General features: G+C 51.4%; 18 protein-coding genes and 2 riboswitches. All 18 genes read right to left on the bottom strand.

Annotation, left to right across the window (positions count from 1 at the left end):
- Positions 1 to 7: 7 nt before the first annotated feature.
- On the bottom strand, positions 8 to 670 hold the full coding sequence (locus tag C508_RS0108980; RefSeq protein ID WP_018703223.1) for a riboflavin synthase: 663 nt from the start codon (positions 668 to 670) through the stop codon (positions 8 to 10).
- A complete protein-coding gene (gene ribD, locus C508_RS0108985) occupies positions 639 to 1,757 on the bottom strand; it encodes a bifunctional diaminohydroxyphosphoribosylaminopyrimidine deaminase/5-amino-6-(5-phosphoribosylamino)uracil reductase RibD (protein ID WP_039797169.1) in 1,119 nt (372 codons plus the stop codon). Before ribD ends, C508_RS0108980 begins: the two co-directional genes overlap by 32 nt.
- 135 nt (positions 1,758 to 1,892) lie before the next feature.
- Positions 1,893 to 2,022: riboswitch (FMN riboswitch) on the bottom strand.
- 43 nt (positions 2,023 to 2,065) lie between these two features.
- Positions 2,066 to 2,722, bottom strand: a complete 657-nt coding sequence (gene rpe, locus C508_RS0108990; RefSeq protein ID WP_018703225.1) for a ribulose-phosphate 3-epimerase — start codon at positions 2,720 to 2,722, stop codon at positions 2,066 to 2,068.
- 5 nt (positions 2,723 to 2,727) lie between these two features.
- The gene (gene rsgA / locus C508_RS0108995; RefSeq protein WP_018703226.1) at positions 2,728 to 3,615 is read right to left on the bottom strand and encodes a ribosome small subunit-dependent GTPase A; all 888 of its coding nucleotides are present in this window, start codon (positions 3,613 to 3,615) and stop codon (positions 2,728 to 2,730) included.
- A 25-nt stretch (positions 3,616 to 3,640) separates the two neighbouring features.
- Entirely contained in the window at positions 3,641 to 5,557 is a 1,917-nt protein-coding gene (pknB, locus tag C508_RS0109000; protein WP_018703227.1) for a Stk1 family PASTA domain-containing Ser/Thr kinase, read from the bottom strand.
- 15 nt (positions 5,558 to 5,572) lie between these two features.
- On the bottom strand, positions 5,573 to 6,985 hold the full coding sequence (locus C508_RS0109005) for a peptidoglycan D,D-transpeptidase FtsI family protein (protein WP_018703228.1): 1,413 nt from the start codon (positions 6,983 to 6,985) through the stop codon (positions 5,573 to 5,575).
- A complete protein-coding gene (locus C508_RS0109010) occupies positions 6,975 to 8,237 on the bottom strand; it encodes an FtsW/RodA/SpoVE family cell cycle protein (protein WP_018703229.1) in 1,263 nt (420 codons plus the stop codon). The genes C508_RS0109005 and C508_RS0109010 overlap by 11 nt, the downstream gene beginning before the upstream one ends.
- On the bottom strand, positions 8,234 to 8,962 hold the full coding sequence (locus C508_RS0109015; protein WP_018703230.1) for a Stp1/IreP family PP2C-type Ser/Thr phosphatase: 729 nt from the start codon (positions 8,960 to 8,962) through the stop codon (positions 8,234 to 8,236). Before C508_RS0109015 ends, C508_RS0109010 begins: the two co-directional genes overlap by 4 nt.
- A 7-nt stretch (positions 8,963 to 8,969) precedes the next feature.
- On the bottom strand, positions 8,970 to 9,482 hold the full coding sequence (locus C508_RS19450; protein WP_018703231.1) for an FHA domain-containing protein: 513 nt from the start codon (positions 9,480 to 9,482) through the stop codon (positions 8,970 to 8,972).
- The gene (locus C508_RS0109025) at positions 9,472 to 10,221 is read right to left on the bottom strand and encodes an FhaA domain-containing protein (protein ID WP_245257905.1); all 750 of its coding nucleotides are present in this window, start codon (positions 10,219 to 10,221) and stop codon (positions 9,472 to 9,474) included. Before C508_RS0109025 ends, C508_RS19450 begins: the two co-directional genes overlap by 11 nt.
- Positions 10,222 to 10,226: 5 nt before the next feature.
- Positions 10,227 to 11,288, bottom strand: coding sequence for a dual-specificity RNA methyltransferase RlmN (gene rlmN, locus C508_RS0109030; protein ID WP_018703233.1), 1,062 nt, complete (start codon positions 11,286 to 11,288; stop codon positions 10,227 to 10,229).
- Positions 11,285 to 12,631 carry a 16S rRNA (cytosine(967)-C(5))-methyltransferase RsmB gene (rsmB, locus tag C508_RS0109035; protein ID WP_026319453.1) on the bottom strand — a complete coding sequence of 449 codons (1,347 nt, stop codon included), beginning with the start codon at positions 12,629 to 12,631 and terminating at the stop codon, positions 11,285 to 11,287. The genes rlmN and rsmB overlap by 4 nt, the downstream gene beginning before the upstream one ends.
- Before the next feature lie 8 nt (positions 12,632 to 12,639).
- The gene (locus tag C508_RS0109040) at positions 12,640 to 13,419 is read right to left on the bottom strand and encodes a DUF116 domain-containing protein (protein ID WP_026319454.1); all 780 of its coding nucleotides are present in this window, start codon (positions 13,417 to 13,419) and stop codon (positions 12,640 to 12,642) included.
- Positions 13,420 to 13,437: 18 nt separating this feature from the next.
- Complete coding sequence (fmt, locus tag C508_RS0109045) at positions 13,438 to 14,382, bottom strand: methionyl-tRNA formyltransferase (RefSeq protein WP_018703236.1); 945 nt, start codon at positions 14,380 to 14,382, stop codon at positions 13,438 to 13,440.
- The gene (gene def, locus C508_RS0109050; protein ID WP_018703237.1) at positions 14,379 to 14,843 is read right to left on the bottom strand and encodes a peptide deformylase; all 465 of its coding nucleotides are present in this window, start codon (positions 14,841 to 14,843) and stop codon (positions 14,379 to 14,381) included. The genes fmt and def overlap by 4 nt, the downstream gene beginning before the upstream one ends.
- Before the next feature lie 123 nt (positions 14,844 to 14,966).
- Entirely contained in the window at positions 14,967 to 17,384 is a 2,418-nt protein-coding gene (gene priA / locus C508_RS0109055) for a primosomal protein N' (protein WP_018703238.1), read from the bottom strand.
- Positions 17,385 to 17,608: 224 nt separating this feature from the next.
- Positions 17,609 to 18,796: a methionine adenosyltransferase gene (metK, locus tag C508_RS0109060; protein WP_018703239.1), complete on the bottom strand. Its 1,188-nt coding sequence runs from the start codon at positions 18,794 to 18,796 to the stop codon at positions 17,609 to 17,611.
- A 70-nt stretch (positions 18,797 to 18,866) separates the two neighbouring features.
- Positions 18,867 to 18,972, bottom strand: a riboswitch (SAM riboswitch).
- A gap of 47 nt (positions 18,973 to 19,019) precedes the next feature.
- Complete coding sequence (gene coaBC, locus C508_RS0109065) at positions 19,020 to 20,234, bottom strand: bifunctional phosphopantothenoylcysteine decarboxylase/phosphopantothenate--cysteine ligase CoaBC (protein ID WP_018703240.1); 1,215 nt, start codon at positions 20,232 to 20,234, stop codon at positions 19,020 to 19,022.
- Between the last annotated feature and the right edge of the window lies 1 nt (position 20,235).

Consider the following 20,235-nt stretch of genomic DNA (forward strand, 5'->3'; position numbering starts at 1 on the left):
CCTCCGCTTATCCGCCAAACCCATGTTGCTGTAAAAATTCCATCGTTAATCCAGATGACGCTTGCTTTTTTTCATCACCATTTTGCAAACCCAATAGCTTTGCCACATACTTGCCAAGCACATCGGCCTCAAGATTGACTTTGCTGCCGGTTTCTTTTAGCCCTACGGTTGTTAACGATGCTGTATGGGGAATTAAGGAAACGCTAAACCAGTCAGTTCCATAGTCAACAATCGTCAAACTGGTACCATCAATAGCAATAGATCCTTTGGCAATGATATAGCGCATCACCTGCGGCGGCGCTTCAATGGTAACCACTATCGCATTATCGCTGCGCTCCTTGCTGCGAATCACGCCAACACCATCGACATGACCGCTCACAATATGACCGCCCAAGCGATCTCCGAGGCGCAGCGTACGCTCCAGATTTACCGCATCCCCAGGTTTAAGTTCCGCTAAAACCGTGCTTTTGACTGTCTCTGGCATAACATCCGCCGTAAAAGAGCGCTGTGTATATTCCACAACTGTCAGACAAGTGCCGTTAACCGCAATACTGTCTCCCAGTTTTACGTCCTGCAATACAACCTGTCCTTCAATCGTCAGTCTCGCCGACTTAGTCCCTTTGGTAATGGATTTAATTTTACCCAATTCTTCCACAAGTCCGGTAAACATCGCGGCCCTCCCTCGTGGCGACATATGCGCTAATCCATAAGTCTTCGCCTATATGTTGTACAGTTAACTCTTCTAAAGGCACTGCCTGATCCATCAACGAGCAGCCTTGACCGCCAATCGGTCCCGGAGCCTCGCAGCCGCCAATCAGCTTAGGCGCCATAAAAAAGTGCACCTTATCTACAACGCCAGCATTCAAAAAAGAACCGTGTACCGCAGAACCGCCTTCTACAAACACGCTTGTCAATTGCCGCTCTTGCCGCAAGTATCGGCACAAAGCGCGGATATCAACGCCGCCTCGTTCGTCTGCAGGCAGCACCATAACGTCCGCTCGCTCCTGCAGCGCGGCAATCCGCTCTTGCGAGGCTGCTTGTGTCACCGCGATCCAGGTAGGAGCTTCGCCGTCGCAAAGCATTTTGGAATTCAGCGGCAACCGCCCTTTGGAATCAAGAATAATACGGATCGGATTGCGTCCTCCCTCAGGCAACCGCGTCGTCAACTGCGGATTGTCGGCAATAGCCGTGCCTACGCCTACTAAAATGGCGTCATATTCATTGCGCAGCCGGTGTACTTCCAGCCGCGCCGCTTCGCCGGTAATCCAACGGGAATGACCGGTATGAGAGGCAATTTTACCATCCAGCGTCATCGCCGCCTTCATGACTACAAAAGGCATGCCTGTAGAAATGCCTTTAATGAACACTTCATTTAAAAGCGCCGCTTCACAAGAAAGCAGTCCTTCTTCCACTTCTACGCCCGCCTCGCGCAAACGCTGACTGCCGCAGCCTGCTACAAGTGGATTAGGATCGGTCATAGCCATGACCACCCTGCGAACGCCGGCTTGAATAATCGCCTCCGTACAAGGCCCTGTCCGTCCTTGGTGACAGCAAGGTTCCAACGTCACATACAGGGTAGCTCCCTTTGCTAAATCTCCGGCTTGCCGTAACGCGTGAATTTCCGCATGCGGCGTACCGGCCTGACGATGCCAGCCTTGCCCCACAATCTCGCCGTCGCGCACAAGTACCGCTCCGACCATCGGGTTGGGACTTGTGCGGCCCCTGGCGTAAGAAGCCAGCGTCAGCGCATGGCGCATGTATTCTTCATCTCGCAAATAAATCCCTCCTCCGGCGCTTCCGCACAGAAAAAGGCCGCAAACCGGAAACCCGGCTACGACCTTTGAGCGCAGAGAACAATCCGGGAAAGAAATCATGTCTTCTTTCCTGGAAATCATCGCCTTTTCTCATCCAGACTATACTGTCGGCTCCGGAATGCAACCGGATCTGCCAAAATGGCTCGCGGGCTCAACCGCCGGTCAGGAATTGAAGGAAATTCCTTCTCACCTTGCCCCAAAGGCCTCTATAAAGTTTTCTTGTCTTATGGTACCACCAAATGCGTTAAGAATCAAGCCCCACGTAGAGAATGAATCGCATTTGCCATGTCCGGCGCCTTATATACAGCGGAACCGGCTACCAATATCGTAGCTCCGGCTGCAATCAACTGAGCCGCATTGTCCGGCGTTACGCCGCCGTCCACTTGAATATCAGTCGTGAGTCCTTTTTCATTCAACATTTGTCGTAGTTTGCGAACCTTCTCCAGACTGGAAGGAATGAACGCTTGGCCGCCAAAACCAGGATTGACGCTCATCAAGAGCACCATGTCCAATTCAGGCAGAATTTCCTCTAGCAAGCACAACGGCGTACTGGGATTAAGAGAAACCGCCGCTTTCAGTCCTGCTTCTTTGATCGCTTGTATGACCCGATGCAAATGCGGCGCCGTCTCCAGATGCACCGTCAAAATATCGGCGCCAGCCTTAGCAAAGTCGGCTATATAATTTTGTGGCGCTTCCACCATGAGATGCACGTCAAAAGGCATTTTCGTCACTTTTCGCAGACACGAGACGACAGGCGCGCCAAAAGTCAGATTCGGTACAAAATGACCGTCCATTACATCAATATGAACCCAGTCCGCCCCGGCCGCTTCAATGGCCGCTACTTCCTCGCCTAACTTGGAAAAGTCGGCGGACAATATCGATGGAGCGATACGCACCTTTTGCTTCATAATTATCAATATCCCTTCTTGGCCTCGCGAATTTGGCCCATAATTTGCTGATACGATTCATAGCGACAAGCGGCAATGGAGCCGTCCGCTACAGCCTGTTTCACTGCACAATCCGGTTCCGCCAGATGAAGGCAGCCATTAAAACGGCATTGCCCAATATAGGGCTGCAATTCTGGAAAGCAAGACTCTAGTTCTCGCTCGCCAATCTGCGCAAACTCAGTTTGACTGAAACCTGGCGTATCTACTACATAGCCGCTTCGATCCTCAAGGGGAAGCAACATGGCAAAACGCGTGGTATGGCGGCCTCGGGAAATTTTCCGGCTCAGCCCGCCTGTTTCCAGTGAGAAGCCTGGGTAAAGACGATTAAGCAGCGTAGATTTTCCCACGCCCGAAGGACCGGCAAACGCGGTAATGCGGCCTTGCAGACATCCCATCAACGCCTCCAGGCCATAGCCGCTTTGCGCCGAAAGGGCAAAGACTCGATACCCCACTTGTCTTGCATATAAATCATATAGCTGCTGTACATCCTGCTCAATATCCGGGTCGTCCACTTTGTTAAAGCACAAGAGCGGCGAAAATCCAGCATGCTCGCAGAGCACAAGAAAACGGTCAATTAAAACTGGACTCGGCGCCGGATTGGTGGCCGCAAAGACAAGCACCACTTGATCTACGTTGGCTACAGGCGGACGAATCAAGCAGTTGCGGCGCGGTAGAATTTCTTCGATAACACCGCTGCCGTCTTCCGGTACATCCTGGAATATAACATGATCGCCCACTAAGAGAGAAAAGCGTCCTTTTTTAAATTTCCCCCTTAAGCGGCAGGGGACCTCCCTGCCGTCTTCCGCCTGCACATAGTAATAACTATTATAGGCCTTAACTACGATGCCCTTCATCAAGCCCTCCTCATCCTTTTACACACTACGGAGTCTGTTCCTGCAGCAAATTACCATTAACATAGATTTGCACCTTCATAGAGCCGCTTCCCTCTACGGTTTTCTCAACCCGGTCTCCCGGTTTATGCACGCTTTCGTATACAATGCGCCGACCGCCGCTATCTGTTACCGCAATTTGTACGGCTTGTCGCTGCGGCCCGCTAGGCACGGTAAACTGCACGGCGCTACGATGGCTGCCTCCCCCGCTTCGTCCTAATGTTACATCAATATAACTTCCCTCAGAAGTCTCGCTTCCAGGAGCCGGATTTTGCGATGTAATGACTCCGGAAGAGCCGCTTTCTTCAGCTACTTTACCTAAAGATAATTTAAGGGCGCTCAGCTTCGCCGTAGCATCAGGAACGGAAAGTCCTCGAATATCCGGCACGCTGATTTTCTTTTTATCATCGCCTTTGCTAACTACAATATCCACAGGCGTATTTTTGGCTACCTGCGCCGGCGGACGCGGATTTTGCGAAACAACCGAGCCAGCCGGCACATCATTACTGGCTTGTTCGGTGATACGCCCTACTACAAGGCCGGCATTGCGAAGCTGCAGCTCGGCGTCGCTGCGGGATAAACCTCTCAAATCAGGAACAATGGCCATATCACCGCCTTTGCTGACAAGAAGAGTAACCATGCGCTGTTCTTTAACAACCGCTCCCGCCTCCGGATACTGCGAAATGACTTGTCCCGGAGGAACCTTAGGATCGTACGATTCAGAAATGCTGACGCGGAGATTCAAATTCAAAAGAGCGTTCTTCGCTACATCCGCTTGTTGTCCAACTACACTAGGAACAGTAACTTCGCTGCTGCTCCAGAATTTCCCGTAAGCCATAAAAGCTCCCGTACCAAAGCCAATCAACAGCAGCATCACCAGCGCAAAAATCAGATAGGGCGTTCGCTTCTTATTCGGCGGTTTGCCCGACGCTTCCGCAAAACCGCGCTTCAATCGCATCGTCTCATTCCGATGCAAGGCGCCCAAATCTTGTTTAATGGTGGCAGAACGATCCTGCGGCCCCTGCCAGTCCATCGGCGTCAGCAGTTGAGTAGCAAATTCATCGGCAGGACGATCTCCGTCCCGTTCCAAAAGCCCTAAGGCCAGCCGTAAGTCAGCCAGCATATGACCGGCGCTTTGGTAGCGTTCCGATGGCACTTTGCGCAAAGCCTTCAGAACAATGGCTTCCACCATGGGAGGCAAGTCTTCGCGACGCAAGCCCGGAGAATCCGGCTCCTGCTGCAAATGCTGCAAGGCGATGGCTACTGGCGATTCTCCTTGAAAAGGCAGGGTGCCTGTAAGCATTTCATATAAAACAACGCCCAAGGAATAAATATCCGACTGCGCACTGACCGGCAGCCCTTTTGCCTGCTCCGGCGAAAAGTAATGTACCGAACCAAATACCGTCCCGGTATGGCTCATCGTTGTCGAAGTGACCGCACGAGCAATGCCAAAATCCGTCACCTTTACTCGGCCGCCCGGCTGAAGCAAAATATTATGCGGCTTAATATCACAGTGTACCAATTGATGTTGATGGGCGTGATCAAGAGCTTCGGCAATATTGGACGCCACTTGCAGCGCTTGCGCTAACGGCAGCGGCGCATGCTGCTGAATTTCTTCTTTCAGCGTTCCGCCTGAAACGTATTCCATAACAATATAATGAGTATCTTGGTCGCATCCCACATCATACATATTGACGATGTTTGGATGGGACAGTTTGGCCGCCGCCTGCGCTTCCCTGCGAAAGCGGCTGATAAATTCCTGATCATGAGTAAATTGCTGATGCAGCACCTTGACAGCAACCGGACGTTCCAAAAGATCGTCCTGAGCGCGGTAGACTGTAGCCATGCCGCCGCCGCCAATTTTCTCCAACAGTTTATAACGATGAGCCAGTATGCGGTTCACCATTGAAGCTCCACCTCCTTAGCGAAATGCAGCGCGAAATACTTGTCGCGCTATCGGTGCAGCAACAGCGCCGCCGCTGCCGCCGTTTTCTACGATTACAGCAATGGCCACGGTTCTTTTGCCTTCTTGGGCAAAACCCATAAACCATGCATGCGGTTTTCCATGAGGGTTTTCAGCCGTACCCGTCTTGCCGCCTACAACCAGGCCGCTAACAGCCGCTGCGCCGCCGGTTCCGTCTTGAACCGTCAGCAGCATCATCCGCCGCACTTCCTCCGCAGCTGCGCGCTGTTCTAGCGTCAGCCAAACCTTGTCTGTAACAAAAGACAGGGGCAAGCCATTGCGTGCAATAATCTGCGATAGCAGCCGCGGCTGCGGCAGTAATCCCTGGTTGCTGTAACCAGCGGCCAGCATAGCCATCCGCAGCGGCGTTACTACCAAATCGCCTTGACCGATCCCGGTCTGCGCCAGTTCTCCAGGCGTCAATTGTGAGAAATTCGGCGTCCTTGGCGCATTTTCCTCTAATGAGCCCCCGAGAGGCCTCAAAAAGCCCTGATGCTCCAATGCCTGACGCATACCGTCACGCCCTAATGATAGAGCCAGAGAACCAAAGGCTACATTACAAGACTCCGCCATCGCTTGGCGCAACGTTAATTTACCATGCGCTTTGCCATTGGCTTCGGTCATTTCGTAATCGCTGCCAATTCGCAAATGACCATCGCATTGAAACGTCGTATTGGCTGTAGCCTTGCCGGAAGCCAACGCCTCGTAAGCGGTGACGGTTTTAAAAATCGATCCGGGCGGATATTGTCCATACTGAGCCCGATTTAAAAGCGGCGTCTCTTCTTGATTTTGCAGCGAACTCCATTGTGCATCCAGTCGATTCGGATTATAGGCAGGTCGGCTGACCATAACAAGGATTTCACCGCTCTGAGCATCTAGCAACACCACGCTGCCCCGACGATTGCCCAAAGCTTCATAAGCCGCTTCCTGCAAACGGGCGTCCACTGTTAAACGCACATCATTCCCCAGCGCCCCGCCGTGCTGCATAGCTTTTAAAAGACCTTCCCAACGACGATCAGACGTCATATGCCCTGACAGCTCGTTGGCATACTGTAGTTCCGCCCCGCTTTGTCCATAGCGCGGATGCGTATAGCCGACTGCATGGGCCGTAACCGCGCCATAAGGGTAATACCGGTACCAAGAGCCGTCATCCTGACGCCTTGATTCCGCCAGAACTTCACCGTGACGGTCCAGAATACGTCCGCGTTCCTCCAACTGAGTTTCACCGCCGCGGCGGTTTAAAGGATGTGCGGATAATTCATCCGCCTGAAACAACTGCACATAAGCCAAGCGCCCTAAAAGCAGCAAAAACAAAAAAAACAAAAAGAAAAACGTATTACGGATCATTCGAAACAAATCATCATTCATCATGATTGCCGCTCCTTTCCGATAGAGCGGCCAAAATGCCTAAAAGCAAAAAATTAGAAACCATGGAACTGCCGCCATAGCTTAAAAAAGGCAGCGTTATTCCTGTAAGCGGAAATGCCTTGATAACACCGGCTAAAATGAGCAGCACCTGTATGGCCATATTGAAAGCTAAGCCGCCTCCCAAGAGCAGCACAAAAGGCTCTCTTGAGCCGCGCACCGTCCAAAAAGCTCGAAAAATCAGCAACAGATAGACGCACAACACGCCTCCAGCGCCAACCAAGCCCCATTCTTCGCCAATAGCGGCAAAAATAAAGTCGGTATGCACTTCGGGAATCATCGCGGGATAGCCCAGAAAAAGACCGGTTCCCAAAATGTGTCCCCACCCTAAGGCAAACAAGGATTGCACAATCTGATACCCGCGCCCGGTCGCATCCGCCCAAGGATCCAGCCAAATATCCACCCTCGTCTGAATGTGCTCGTAAAAAGTATAGCAGGCGACCGAGCCTAGCAGGAACAAAGCAAAACCCACTATTAACCAGTCCCATTTGCCGCTGGCCCAATATAACATAACTAAAGCAATGCTGTAATAGAGCAAGGCTGATCCTAAATCGCGTTCCACCACCAGCACCAGCATGGACATCAGCCATACGCAAAGCACAGGCGCAATAAAACGTCCCCTTGGCAAACGAAAGGGACCGATGCGAACGAAGTCTTGGCAAAGCAGTTCACGCCGTTCCGATAAATACGCGGCAAAAAAGATAATTAAAAACAATCTGGCAAACTCTGCCGGTTGAAATCGAATGGGTCCCAAAACCACCCAACTGCGATGCCCGTTGATATCCACGCCGAAAATCACCGCAGATACCAGTAAAACCACGCCGATCAGACCGCAGGTATATTTGTAGCGCTTCCATATATGAATCTTTTGAAAGCTATAACGCGCCAGAAAAAACGCCGCCAGCCCGCAGCCAATCCAGACGGCTTGAGAAGTAACTAAGACTGGCTTAAGACGGCCTAATAAAATCAAGCCCATCGAGCATAAAAATGCAGGAAAGACAAGATACAACGCTTCCCAGTAGCGCAAGAAACGCTGGGAAAGAAAAAAAGCGCCTGATACCGCTACACCGAGCCCCAGCAATTGCGGCAGCTTTGTTTTACCGTCTGGCCAGTATAGGCTGAGCAGAAGAAAACCGCAAAGTAAGAATAGAGCATTGAGTAGCAACAACCGGCTTTCGGCCTCCATTAATCGCTTCATGACGCATCAACCTGTCCGACTTCCACTAAAATAGCGCTGATGTTGTCATGGCCGCCCGCATGGTTGGCCGCGGCGATCATTCGATCCACGAGAGTTTTTAAGGGTTCATGTTTATGTTCTATCAGCAATTGCTGCAGCTGCTTCTCATCAACTAAGCCGCTGAGACCGTCGCTGCATAGAAGCAGGTAGTCGCCTTCTTGCAACTCCAGCACACCTACATCGGCTTCAATTTTTTCCTGTGTTCCCAATGCCTTGGTCAGGACATTACGACGCGGATGATGTCTCGCTTCTTCAGCGCTGATGCTGCCGGCGCGTACCAGCTCCCAGACCAAGGAATGATCGGTCGTGATTTGCTGCAGTTGTTCCGCCCGATACAGATATAGACGGCTGTCTCCTATATGAAGCCAGTAAGCATGAACTCCCTCTAAATAGACAGCGCTCAGCGTCGTACCCATGCCAGCCAGCCGTTCACGCTTGCGCGCTTCTTGATACACTGCTTCATTCGCGGCGCAAGCGGCGGCAGTCAGTTTATCCGGCCAAGAGTTATTTCCTTGATCTTGATTCAAAAATTCTTGAAACGAATTCAACGCCAGTTGGCTGGCGATTTCTCCCGCCGCATGTCCCCCCATGCCGTCGGCTACGGCAAAAAGAGGAGCGCTTACCAGCAAACTGTCTTCGTTTTTTTCCCGTACAAGTCCGATATCGCTGTTGCCAAAAGCCTTCACGTCTTGCTCACCTCTCAAATTGGAAGACCACGGAACCAACCTGAATCCGGTCTCCTGTTTGCAATACCACATCTCCTTGTGCGGCTTGCTCGTTCACACGAGTTTGATTCGTACTGCCTAAATCAGTTAACACATAGCGTCCTTCCGGGTAACGGGTAATAGAAGAATGCTCATACGAGACAAAAGGATCATTGACAACAATATCATTATGCTCGCCTCGTCCGATGGAAAGCGACGCCCGAACAGGAAATACCGTTTGTCCAAGAAGCTGCTGTGCATCATCAACAACCCGTAATTTTGCTCCGCCGGAAAACGATTTTTCTTTTCCAGTAGGAACACCCGCACGAAGTCTGCTGCCTCGTACCAGCTCCCCCATCAGGCGAAGCAGCCGAAATAAGAAAATTAGCAGCAAAAAAAGCAAGGCGTATTGCAGCAGCGTCGAAAATAAAGCGCCCCAAACAGACGGTTGAAACAGCGATTGCCAATCAAATTTCAGCCACGAAGGCAGATTAGCGGTCATTGTTTTCCACCTCATAACGCAGCACCGTATGACCGATGCGAACTAAATCGTCAGGTTCCAAAACTTGCCTCATAATGCGATGGCCGTTCACAAAAGTGCCGTTAAGGCTTTTAGCGTCATAAAGAATATGACGATTATCTTCCCACTGGACATAAGCGTGCAAGCGACTGGCATTACGATCTTCCAGCGGAATTTCATTTTGCTCCCGCCGCCCCATATTAACGCGGCCATCAGCGCACAGATAGCGCTTGCCTGCGCCAGGCCCCTCATGAATGCACAAAGAAGCAAAGCTCGAAGCGTTTTTTCTAGGTGCTAGCAGCGCTTCTCCGGAAAGAGCCTGAAAGACCCTAGTGCAGCCTTCTTCCTCTTGCGCCTCTGCTTTAGGGGCTTTTTGCACAATCACCTTAAAAATCCCGGAAGACAACGTATCAACCGAATCCAAAAAGATGGGCATGTCACGCTCAACTTCCAGGCTTCTTTCGCCAGCCTCCTCCCAAAGGCGCCTGGATAACCAGGCCGTTATCCCTTCGGGAATTGATTTCTGGGGCTTTTGCAGCTGTTCGTAATCTTCCTGGGACAATTCAATATGAATTTCTTCTAATAAAAAGCCCTGTGCCTGTTCTTCTTCCAAGCGTTTAAGCAGCGTCAGCAACAATTCAGCCGGCTGTAGTTGGCTAGCCAATTTGCGATTAAAAAAGCCTTCAATGCCAGTTTCCAAAAAACTCTCGAAACGTCGCATTAGTTTCACGTTTCTTCCTCCTTGGCGCTTTCATTGCGATTTCGATTACGCAACTGCCCGCAGGCCGCCTGAATATCTACACCCCGTTCCCGGCGCACCGTAACGGAAATCCCTCTAGCCTGCAACACTTTCGCAAAAGCCTCGACCCGCTGCGGCGACGGCCTGGCAATTCCTCTCTCCGCTACCGCATTGACCGGAATCAAATTCACATGGCATAAGCGTCCGCGCAGTAACGCCGCTAACTCTTCCGCCTGTAGCTGCGAATCATTCCATCCTTCCATTAGTGTATACTCATAGGTTACGCGGCGCCCTGTAGCTGCCGCGTATGCGTCAGCCGCCGTCAAGAGAGCCTGCAACGAATAGGTTCGATTCACAGGCATAATTCGCGAGCGCAGTTCATCATTGGGCGCATGCAAAGAAACCGAAAGCGTCAATGGCAGCCCTTCTTGGCGCAACCGTTCCATCGCCGGTACGATACCGCAGGTAGAAAGAGCCATATGACGATAGCCCAATCCCAGCACTTCCGGATCATGACACAACTGCACAAAACGCAATACTTCTTCATAATTGTGAAGGGGCTCTCCCGAACCCATAATGACAAAGCTATGCAGTCTCCCAGCTTGCATCCGATTCAACTCGCGCTGGGCAAAGAGAACCTGCGCCAGCATTTCCGCCGCTGTCAGATTGCGCTCCAACCCGTGCAGCGTAGAGGCGCAAAACACACAGCCCATGGCGCAGCCCGCCTGTGAAGAAACGCAAAGACTATAGCCGTAAGGATGGCGCATTAGTACTGTTTCCACACGAATGCCATCGGCAAAACCCAAAAGGTATTTAAATGTTTCTCCTGCCGCATCGGCTTGTTGCGCAACAAGCTCCGGCCAGCCAATTTGCGCTTGCTCCTGTAAAAACTCGCGCTCTTTTTGTGAGATATTAGTCATCTCTGCAAATGAAGCGGCGCCTTTATTATATATCCATTCCAGAATCTGCTTACCTCTGTACTTTTTCAAGCCTAGGGAAACGGCAGCCGCTTCCGCCTGCTGCCGGGACAACCCTAAAAATGAAATCATACCGCCACATCCTTTACCTTGCGCAGCCGGCAAAGAAAGAAACCGTCAGTACCGTCGATATGGGGCCAAAACTGCACCATCTTTTCTCCCTGTCGCGGCACAGGCAGTAACGCGCCTGCGTCTTCCAGCTCAAACTCCGGATGCTGCGCCAAAAACCATTCTATCATTTGGCGGTTTTCGGCCGGTTCCACCGTACAGGTGCTATAAACTAAAACGCCGCCAACCTTTAGGGCGGGAGCTGCGCCTTCAAGAATTTCCCGTTGTAATATCGTCAGTTCCTTAATTTGGCCAATCTCTTTGCGCCAACGAGCGTCCGCTCGACGACGCAGCACACCGAGTCCTGAACAAGGCGCATCCACTAACAGCCGATCCGCCTGAGCAGGCCAAGTCTTGCCAATATCCCGCGCATCCAAACAACGGGGATGAATAACCTGCAACCCCAACCGATCAGCATTGTCCTGCAATAAATCCATTTTATGAGCGTGCACATCGCAAGCCCAAATCGTTCCTTTATTTTGCATTCGCTCGGCTAAATGCGTCGTTTTCCCGCCTGGCGCAGCACAAGCGTCAATAACGGTCTCTCCCGGCTGCGGCGTCACTACATGCGCTACCAGCATAGAGCTTTCATCCTGCACCTGGTATAATCCTTCACGAAAGGAAGCCAAGGATGTTAGAGGCGGCGCCTCTAACAATAGCAGCCCTTCCGGCGCTAGCGCAGACGGTTCACAGCGCACCCCTTCCGCTGCCAAACGCGTTTGCAGCGCCTCGCGGCTGATGCGTTGCAGATTGGTTCGTACAGAAAGAGGCGGCGGCTGGTTATTAAAACGACAAAGCGCTTCCGTGGCTTCAAAGCCCAACTGCCCCAACCAGCGCTCCACTAGCCAGCGCGGATGCAGATGCCGCAATGACAGATATCCTGCCGCATCATCCGCCGCTTCGGGATACGCTATTTTTTCCGGCTGCCGCAGCAAAGACCGCAATACGCCATTGACAAAGCGGGCCACGCCAATATGGCCATTCCGTTTTGCCAGCTCTACCGCCTCATTACAGGCGGCCGAGGGAGGTATGCGGTCTAAAAATAACAGTTGGTATACGCTCATGCGTAAAATATCCCGGATAACCGGAGTTAGCTTGCTCAAAGGACGATTCAAAAAATGACTCAACGCCCAATCTAAGGTTCCCTGGGCTTTCAACGTTCCATATACAAGTTCTGTCACAAGACGCCGATCCGGTCCGGACAATTCGCGCTGCTTCGCTAGTTCTTTCGCTAACGCAATATTAGCGTAAGCGCCGCGAACCGTAACGTCTTGAATTATTTTTAAAGCAACCGCTCTAGCATTCATGCTCTCTTTCAAGCCTTTCTTCCATTGGTATCAATAAATTGCAATACCGCCTGCTCAACCGCTGACATTTGCACCTTAGTATTACAACAAGGTCCATAAGGACGCTCGTTCAGCACACCGATAACCGGTAAAGGAAACACATCCTGGATGCCGCTGGTCAAATCCCGTTCACAAGCAATAGCCAGCACCGCCCTAGGGCGCAGCGTCTTAATTACTTTGCGCGCCAAGGTTCCCCCTGTAACAATAGCTACATGAACGCCGTATTTCTCAGAAAGCCGCAGCAAATCGCCCACCTGGCAGCCGCCGCATTTTTTGCAATTGGCAATATCGCGCGTAATCTTATGCGGGCAGGTATCCAGTTGAATACAATGAGGCGTCAAAATCAACAGCTGCTCCGGTTTTACCTTAACATGTTTCTGGCGAATCAGTTGATTGCTGACTTCAATAAAGGATCGCTCTACTCGTTCCTTATTTACATCCAGCAAACGTCCCAAAAACGTCGCTACCGGAAAGAGCATATTAATTACAGTCCAGGCTACGCCTTTAAAAATGCCAAAGGTTGGCAGCCCCATTAAAGCCAGAATTACGCCCATAACGCTTAAAGCCCCTACGGCCACCACTAATAGCAGCATTGCTCCCAAAAGAAGCGGTAAATGCTGACTGATGGACGACAACCCTGGAGCGCTAACCTTCCACAACCCATAGGTAGAAAGAGCCGCCACAACCAGGCTGGCCAAAAGCAAGGCCAAAAACAAACGCTTTTTAGGTCTGGTCATGACTTGCATCATCTCCATCCATCTTCCTCCTTATACCAGCCTGTCTCCAGGCTGCAGGGAATAGCCGCAGGCGCATTCCGAAGCTTTCATGCGACGCTTATTTTCCGGCTGCACTTCCAATAGTTCCAATAGACCATCGCCTGTTTCCACAACAAATCCTTCTACAGATAAACGGGCAATACGTCCAGGAACCGTTCCCTCAGGAGCAGCTTCTTCACAAAGGCGGCTTTTCCAAACTTTCAACCGTCCCCCGGCATACCGACAGTACGCGCCCGGCCAGGGTGAAAGCCCCCGAATACGATTATGAAGCTCTTGCGCTGAACGATTCCAGTCCAGTTGCTCTATGTCGGCTTTTAAAAGCGGAGCATACGTCGATACATTATGATCCTGCTTAGTACGAGGCGCTTTTCCTTCTGCGATTAAAGCCAGCGTTTCCTGCAACAACAGGGCCCCTTTTTGCATAAGCTGATCATGAACCTCTCCGGTAGAAGCATCTTGTGAAATAGCAATTTCCTTTTTGAGAATCATATCGCCCGTATCCAGGCCTTCATCCATATACATGGTTGTCACGCCGGTTTTCGTTTCTCCTTGCATGACCGCCCAGTGAATCGGCGCCGCTCCCCGATAATACGGTAGCAATGAAGCATGCACATTCACACATCCAAGCGGTGGAATAGACAGGATGGCAGGAGAAAGAATCTGTCCAAAAGCCACAACTACCATCACGTCCGGCGCCAACTCCCGCAGAACTTTCTCGAACTCGGGCGTTTTGATTTTTTCCGGCTGTAATACTTCTAGGCCGTGCTCAACTGCGCAGGTTTTTACCGGCGAGAACGATAGCTTGCGCCCGCGCCCGCGAGGTCGATCCGGCTGCGTAATGACCGCCGCCACTTCATGGCCTGCCGCTAGCAAGGCTTCTAAGCAAGGCACCGCAAAATCCGGGGTTCCCATAAAAACAACACGAAGAGACTTCATGACGAAGCCCCCTCTTTTTGCAGCGAATCCGCCTTTTCCACGAACAGCACACCATCCAAGTGATCCATTTCATGCTGCAACGCTCGCGCCAAAAGACCACTGCCAGTTACGCGGATTTTTCGACCTGAGCGGTTCAACCCTTCCACTACGACCTTTTCATAGCGCTCCACTTCCCCGAAAACGCCTGGCACGCTTAAGCAGCCCTCCAGGCCCTTTTGACAACCTTCCTTTTCCAAAAGCACCGGATTAATCAACTCAATTAAGCCTTCGCCTACGTCAATAACAACGATTCGCAATTCTACGCCCACCTGTGGCGCGGCCAGACCAACGCCGTCTGCCACCTGCATCGTTTCCGCCATATCGTCTAACAATTTTTTGATTTTCCCTGTAACTTTTTCCACGGCTTGGCACTGTTTTTTCAAAACAGGATCGCCAGCTTTGCGTATTTCTAGAGTAGCCATTGTGGCCCCCTCCTTTTTACACTTGATAGTACTTCGCAATATCTTATTGTATCATAAGCAAGCTGAAAACTCCATGAACAGTATCTTACATATCTGTCAAATTCGGCTATAATTAGGTTCTTTTTATAATACATGCAGGGGGTCCACGTCAATCGTAATCTGAGGATCGCCTTCAATGGGCAATCTACATAAAGCCTCTTTTACGACTTCAGGCTGATGACATTTTAAAAACAACTGCATTCGAAACAAATTTTGAATTCTTGCCAATGGAGCCGGACAGGGTCCCATAATATCTGCAGCTTCTTGAGGCAGCTCCGCTTTTAAAATCTCCGCTATCTGTGCGGCTTTATGCTGCGCAGATAGTTCTTCTTCTACGGCGATTGTCAAAGAAATCAAGCGTGAAAAAGGAGGATACCCCAAAGCTTTGCGAAAAGACCTCTCTTCTTGACAAAAGCGAGGAAAATCTTGTAGCTGCGCCGTTGCAACAGCGTAATGTTCCGGATTATACGTCTGTACAACTACGTTACCGGCTTTTTCTCTTCTCCCAGCTCTGCCTGCCGCCTGGGTAATCAAGGAAAAGGCCCGCTCCGCCGCTCGAAAGTCCGGCAAATGAAGAGAACTATCAGCCGCAATTACGCCTACAGCCGTTACAAAGGGCAGATCGTGACCTTTCGCCACCATTTGCGTTCCCAGCAAAATATCATACCGCCGTTCCCGAAAAGCCGTTAAAATATCTTCGTGCGCATGCTTACGTCCTACCGTATCCTGATCCATTCGGGCGATTCTCGCCTCCGGCCAATTGCATCGCAATTCTTCTTCTAGTTTTTGCGTACCACTGCCAAAAAAACGAATATAACGACTGGAGCAAACAGGGCAAACATCAGGTACATGTTCCTGGTAATCACAATAATGACAGCGCAGTATTTTGGCGGACGCATGATAAACAAGCGAAACGCTGCAATGTGGACATTCCATAGTATGGCCGCATTCTCGGCACATAACAAAGGTGGCGTAGCCGCGTCGATTCAAGAGGATAATAGCCTGCTCTTGCTGTGTTAAAGCCGCGTCTAGAGCGGCTCGCAGCTGACGCGAAAGAATTTTGCGATTTCCCATCTTTAACTCCTGCCGCATGTCCACAATCGTCACTTGCGGCAACGGAGCCGCAGTAGCCCGCTCCGGCAGCTCCAGCAACATTCCTTCTCGGCTTACAGCCCGCTCATACGTTTCCAGTGAAGGAGTTGCGCTGCCCAAAAGCAAGACCGCCCCTGTTTGGCGGCAGCGTTCCCGCGCTACGTCACGCGCATGGTATCTTGGCCGCTCCTCCTGTTTATAAGCGCCGTCATGCTCCTCATCCAGAATCACCAGCCCTAAGCGATGCGCCGGTGCAAAAACAGCCGAACGAGCGCCGATAATTACGCTGGCTTGACCGCTGTGAATACGGTCCCAAGCATCCAGCCTCTCTCCTTCGGAAAGACGGCTGTGCCATACAACAACCTGCTGTTCTCCAAGAACGGCGCGAAACCGCCGTACCAATTGTCCTGTCAAGCCAATTTCCGGCACTAGAACAATAGCCTGCTGTTTATTACACAGCACCTTGCGCACAGCTTCTAAATACACCCGCGTCTTACCGCTCCCGGTAACGCCAAAAAGCAAAAACTCCTGAGTCTCTTTCCCGTCCAATCCCTTGTCAAGCGCCGCCATCGCCTGCTGCTGCGCCTCGTTCAGCGGTTCTAGTTCGCTTGCGCCCTCGCTCAAATAGATGTCCTGACGATATACACGTCGTTCCTCGCGTCGAACCAGACCGGCATCTGTCAATGCTTTCAACACCCCTAGGCTAATACCGCTTTGAGCCAGTTGAGAACGCTGCAGAAAAGGATGCTCCCACAGCCACTGCAAAGCCGCCGCTTGGGCTTTCTTCCGTTCCAGTCCAAGCAGCGCCGATTGCCTTTCCTCCAAGGAAAGTTCTTGGGCCAACCAAATGGATTCGGTCTTCTCCTGGGTCCGCCGTCGTCCTTGCCAATAACTTTTCGCCAAACCCAGGCGACACCAGCGGCGTAAAATACGGATGCCGTCCTCTCCCGCCTGTTGGCAAAAGCCTTTTTCCGTCCAAGAACTTCGCTCTTTAAACAAATTCCAAAGCGCCAGCTCCGCCAAAGAAAACCCTTCCGGCTCCTCTTCACCGGCAAAATAAATCCGTTCTGTACGTACGCTGCGCTTGCCGGGCACAAAAAGGCGCAGCGCTTCGGCCAAAGTGCATAAATAATAGCGGCTAAGCCACTGAGCCGTGGACAAGGCCGCTTCATCAAACCAAGGCACTAGGTCCAGACAAGCGTTAATCTCTTTCCAGTTGCTTTCTTCTTCCTGCGAACAACTGCGCACCTGCCAAACAAAGCCTTCTTCCAGTCTGGCTCCAAAGGGAACCAGCACCCGACAGCCGCGCTGAACTTCTTCTTGTAACACATTAGGAATCGCATAGGTAAAAGGTTTTTCCACCCGCCTGGCGGCAATATTCACCAGTACATCCGCCACAACTGTTTCCATCAATTCATCCCTTTCACCCATTGTCGTTATATATCTAGTATAGTGGAAAGCGCCTGGAGATGCCATACAAAAAGCAGGAAGGATTGAACGAGAGTCGCATTCATAAACCCTTTCGCGTATTTCGTGTATTTCGCGGTTCGTTGTCGCCGTCACGATGTATATCTGACCAAGAAAAAACAGCCCTGACCGAGCAAAAAACTCGATCAAGGCTGTTCCTATTACTCTTACATTCCAGCGTCGCTGCGAATGGCAGCGGCTTTGTCTGTCTGCTCCCAAGGAAGCTCGACGTCGGTACGGCCAAAATGACCGTAGGCGGCTGTTTGGCGATACAAAGGACGACGCAGATCCAGCATTTTGATAATGCCCGCAGGCCGCAGATCAAAGTGCTTTTTAATCAGCTCTGCAATCAAGGTTTCCTCCACTTTGGCCGTGCCAAAGGTTTCCACCATGATCGATACCGGCTGAGCTACGCCAATGGCATAAGCCAGCTGAATTTCACATTTGTCCGCCAAACCGGCGGCTACGATGTTTTTAGCGACATACCGCGCTGCATAAGCACCGGAGCGATCTACCTTTGTCGGATCCTTGCCGGAGAATGCGCCGCCGCCATGACGAGCCATGCCGCCATAAGTATCAACGATGATTTTACGTCCCGTCAAGCCGGCGTCGCCCTGAGGGCCGCCCACCACAAAACGTCCGGTAGGATTAATATAATACTTGGTTTTATCATCCAAGAATTTTGCTGGCACTACCGGTTCAATGACATGCTTGCGCAAATCCGCTTCGATTTGCTCGCGCGTTACTTCCGGGCCATGCTGCGTGGAAATAACGATCGCGTCGATACGTACAGGCACGCCGTCTTCGTATTCCACAGTGACCTGGGTTTTGCCGTCAGGACGCAGATAGTCTACCACATCGGTCTTGCGAATTTCCGCCAGACGCCGTGATAGGCGATGCGCCAACGCAATCGGCAACGGCATGAATTCCGGAGTTTCGTTCGTAGCATAGCCGAACATCATCCCCTGGTCGCCTGCGCCAATAGCTTCCATTAAATCGGTATTGCCCTGTTTTGCCTCCAACGCCTCATTAACGCCCATGGCAATATCAGGCGACTGCTCGTCAATAGACACCATTACACCGCAAGTATCTCCATCAAAGCCGAACTTGGCGCGAGTATAGCCAATTTCCTTTACCGTCTCCCTGACAATATGCGGAATATCCACATAGCATGAGGTGGTGATTTCACCAACCACATGAACCAGGCCGGTCGTTACTAAGGTCTCGCAAGCCACACGAGCCTGCGGGTCCTTTTCCAGAATGGCGTCCAAAACAGCGTCGGATACTTGATCCGCCAGCTTATCCGGATGTCCTTCTGTTACTGATTCCGATGTAAATAATACTCGTTTCTTCAAGAATGCTTCGCCTCCTATTTTTCGACTAAAAAAGAAACCCTCCCGAAAAAGGGAGGGAACTTAGTCCTTACTCCCATCTCGCATCAACAGATGCAGGAATTGGCACCGTTTTGCCTTAATAGCAATGGTTGCCGCAGCTTCATCGGGCCAGTCCCTCAGCCAACTCTGGATGGTTTGCTTATGCATTTGTAGAGAAAATACAAATTAAATTATATAGACTGCATCAAGAAAAAGCAACTGTTTCAGCCAACATTTTTTCAAGCATATCCCATAAACGGGCTGCCACTTCCTCTTTAGACAGTTGCGGCCACTCCTCCATGGCGCCGTCACGACGCAATATCTTGACAATATTGGTATCGCTTTGAAAACCAGCGCCAGGCATAGTCACGTCATTAGCCACAATTAAATCCAAATTCTTCTTTTCTAGCTTTTCTCTGGCGTGAGTAAGAAGCTCTCGAGTTTCCGCCGCAAAGCCCACTAACAATTGGCTCTGTTTCTTTTCACCCAATTCTTTGAGAATATCAGGATTTTTCCTCAAAACCAACGTCAGTTGTTCATCATTCTTTTTAATTTTATGCTCCGCCGGATGCTCAACCGCATAGTCGGCCACAGCCGCCGCCTTGACTACCACCTGTACCTTTGGAAATTCACGCAGCACCGCTTCGCGCATCTGCGCCGCTGATTCCACATTGATTCGCGTTACCCCCGCAGGCGTCTCCAGCGCAACCGGACCAGAAACAAGAATAACCTCGGCCCCGCGACGCGCCGCCTGAGCGGCAATGGCATAACCCATCTTGCCGCTGGAGCGGTTGCCCAGATAGCGCACCGGATCAATAGGCTCTCTTGTACCGCCAGCCGTCACCAGCACCCGTACGCCTTGGAGACTTTTCTTTTCTCTCAGCACAGCCGCTGCCGCCTCGACAATTTCCACCGGCTCCGGCAAGCGCCCCGGGCCTTCGGTACCACAGGCCAGCTTGCCGCAGGCTGGCGGCAAAATAGAATACCCCAACTCCGCCAGCGTCCGCAGATTTTTCTGCACAATCGGATTAAGATACATATTGGTATTCATCGCTGGCGCCAGCAACACTGGAGCTTGCGTCGCCATAATGGTTGTTGAAAGCATATCATCAGCAATACCAGCAGCCAATTTGCCCAGAATATTAGCAGTAGCCGGCGCTACGATAAATAAATCCGCCGCCGTTGCTAACGCAATATGCTCCACATGCCAATTTTTAGGCTCATCCCACATGCTGACAACCACCGGCTGGCCGCTCAATTCCCGAAACGTCAACGGAGTCACAAACTCAGCAGCATGCTGCGTCATGATCACATGCACCGTCGCCATTTGCTTGCGCAGCCGACTGACAAGCTCCACCGCCTTATAAGCGGCAATGCCGCCGCACACGCCCACCACAACAGTCTTTCCTGTAAAAGGCATG

Source organism: Anaeromusa acidaminophila DSM 3853 (genome assembly GCF_000374545.1).
GTDB lineage: Bacteria > Bacillota > Negativicutes > Anaeromusales > Anaeromusaceae > Anaeromusa > Anaeromusa acidaminophila.

Bases quoted from the DNA above. Each gene is read 5' to 3' on its own strand.
- C508_RS0108980 (WP_018703223.1), bottom strand. From the start codon at position 670: ATGTTTACCGGACTTGTGGAAGAATTGGGTAAAATTAAATCCATTACC.
- ribD (WP_039797169.1), bottom strand. From the start codon at position 1,757: ATGCGCCATGCGCTGACGCTGGCTTCTTACGCCAGGGGCCGCACAAGT.
- rpe (WP_018703225.1), bottom strand. From the start codon at position 2,722: ATGAAGCAAAAGGTGCGTATCGCTCCATCGATATTGTCCGCCGACTTT.
- rsgA (WP_018703226.1), bottom strand. From the start codon at position 3,615: ATGAAGGGCATCGTAGTTAAGGCCTATAATAGTTATTACTATGTGCAG.
- pknB (WP_018703227.1), bottom strand. From the start codon at position 5,557: ATGGTGAACCGCATACTGGCTCATCGTTATAAACTGTTGGAGAAAATT.
- C508_RS0109005 (WP_018703228.1), bottom strand. From the start codon at position 6,985: ATGATGAATGATGATTTGTTTCGAATGATCCGTAATACGTTTTTCTTT.
- C508_RS0109010 (WP_018703229.1), bottom strand. From the start codon at position 8,237: ATGAAGCGATTAATGGAGGCCGAAAGCCGGTTGTTGCTACTCAATGCT.
- C508_RS19450 (WP_018703231.1), bottom strand. From the start codon at position 9,482: ATGACCGCTAATCTGCCTTCGTGGCTGAAATTTGATTGGCAATCGCTG.
- C508_RS0109025 (WP_245257905.1), bottom strand. From the start codon at position 10,221: ATGCGACGTTTCGAGAGTTTTTTGGAAACTGGCATTGAAGGCTTTTTT.
- rlmN (WP_018703233.1), bottom strand. From the start codon at position 11,288: ATGATTTCATTTTTAGGGTTGTCCCGGCAGCAGGCGGAAGCGGCTGCC.
- rsmB (WP_026319453.1), bottom strand. From the start codon at position 12,631: ATGAATGCTAGAGCGGTTGCTTTAAAAATAATTCAAGACGTTACGGTT.
- C508_RS0109040 (WP_026319454.1), bottom strand. From the start codon at position 13,419: ATGATGCAAGTCATGACCAGACCTAAAAAGCGTTTGTTTTTGGCCTTG.
- fmt (WP_018703236.1), bottom strand. From the start codon at position 14,382: ATGAAGTCTCTTCGTGTTGTTTTTATGGGAACCCCGGATTTTGCGGTG.
- def (WP_018703237.1), bottom strand. From the start codon at position 14,843: ATGGCTACTCTAGAAATACGCAAAGCTGGCGATCCTGTTTTGAAAAAA.
- priA (WP_018703238.1), bottom strand. From the start codon at position 17,384: ATGGAAACAGTTGTGGCGGATGTACTGGTGAATATTGCCGCCAGGCGG.
- coaBC (WP_018703240.1), bottom strand. From the start codon at position 20,234: ATGCCTTTTACAGGAAAGACTGTTGTGGTGGGCGTGTGCGGCGGCATT.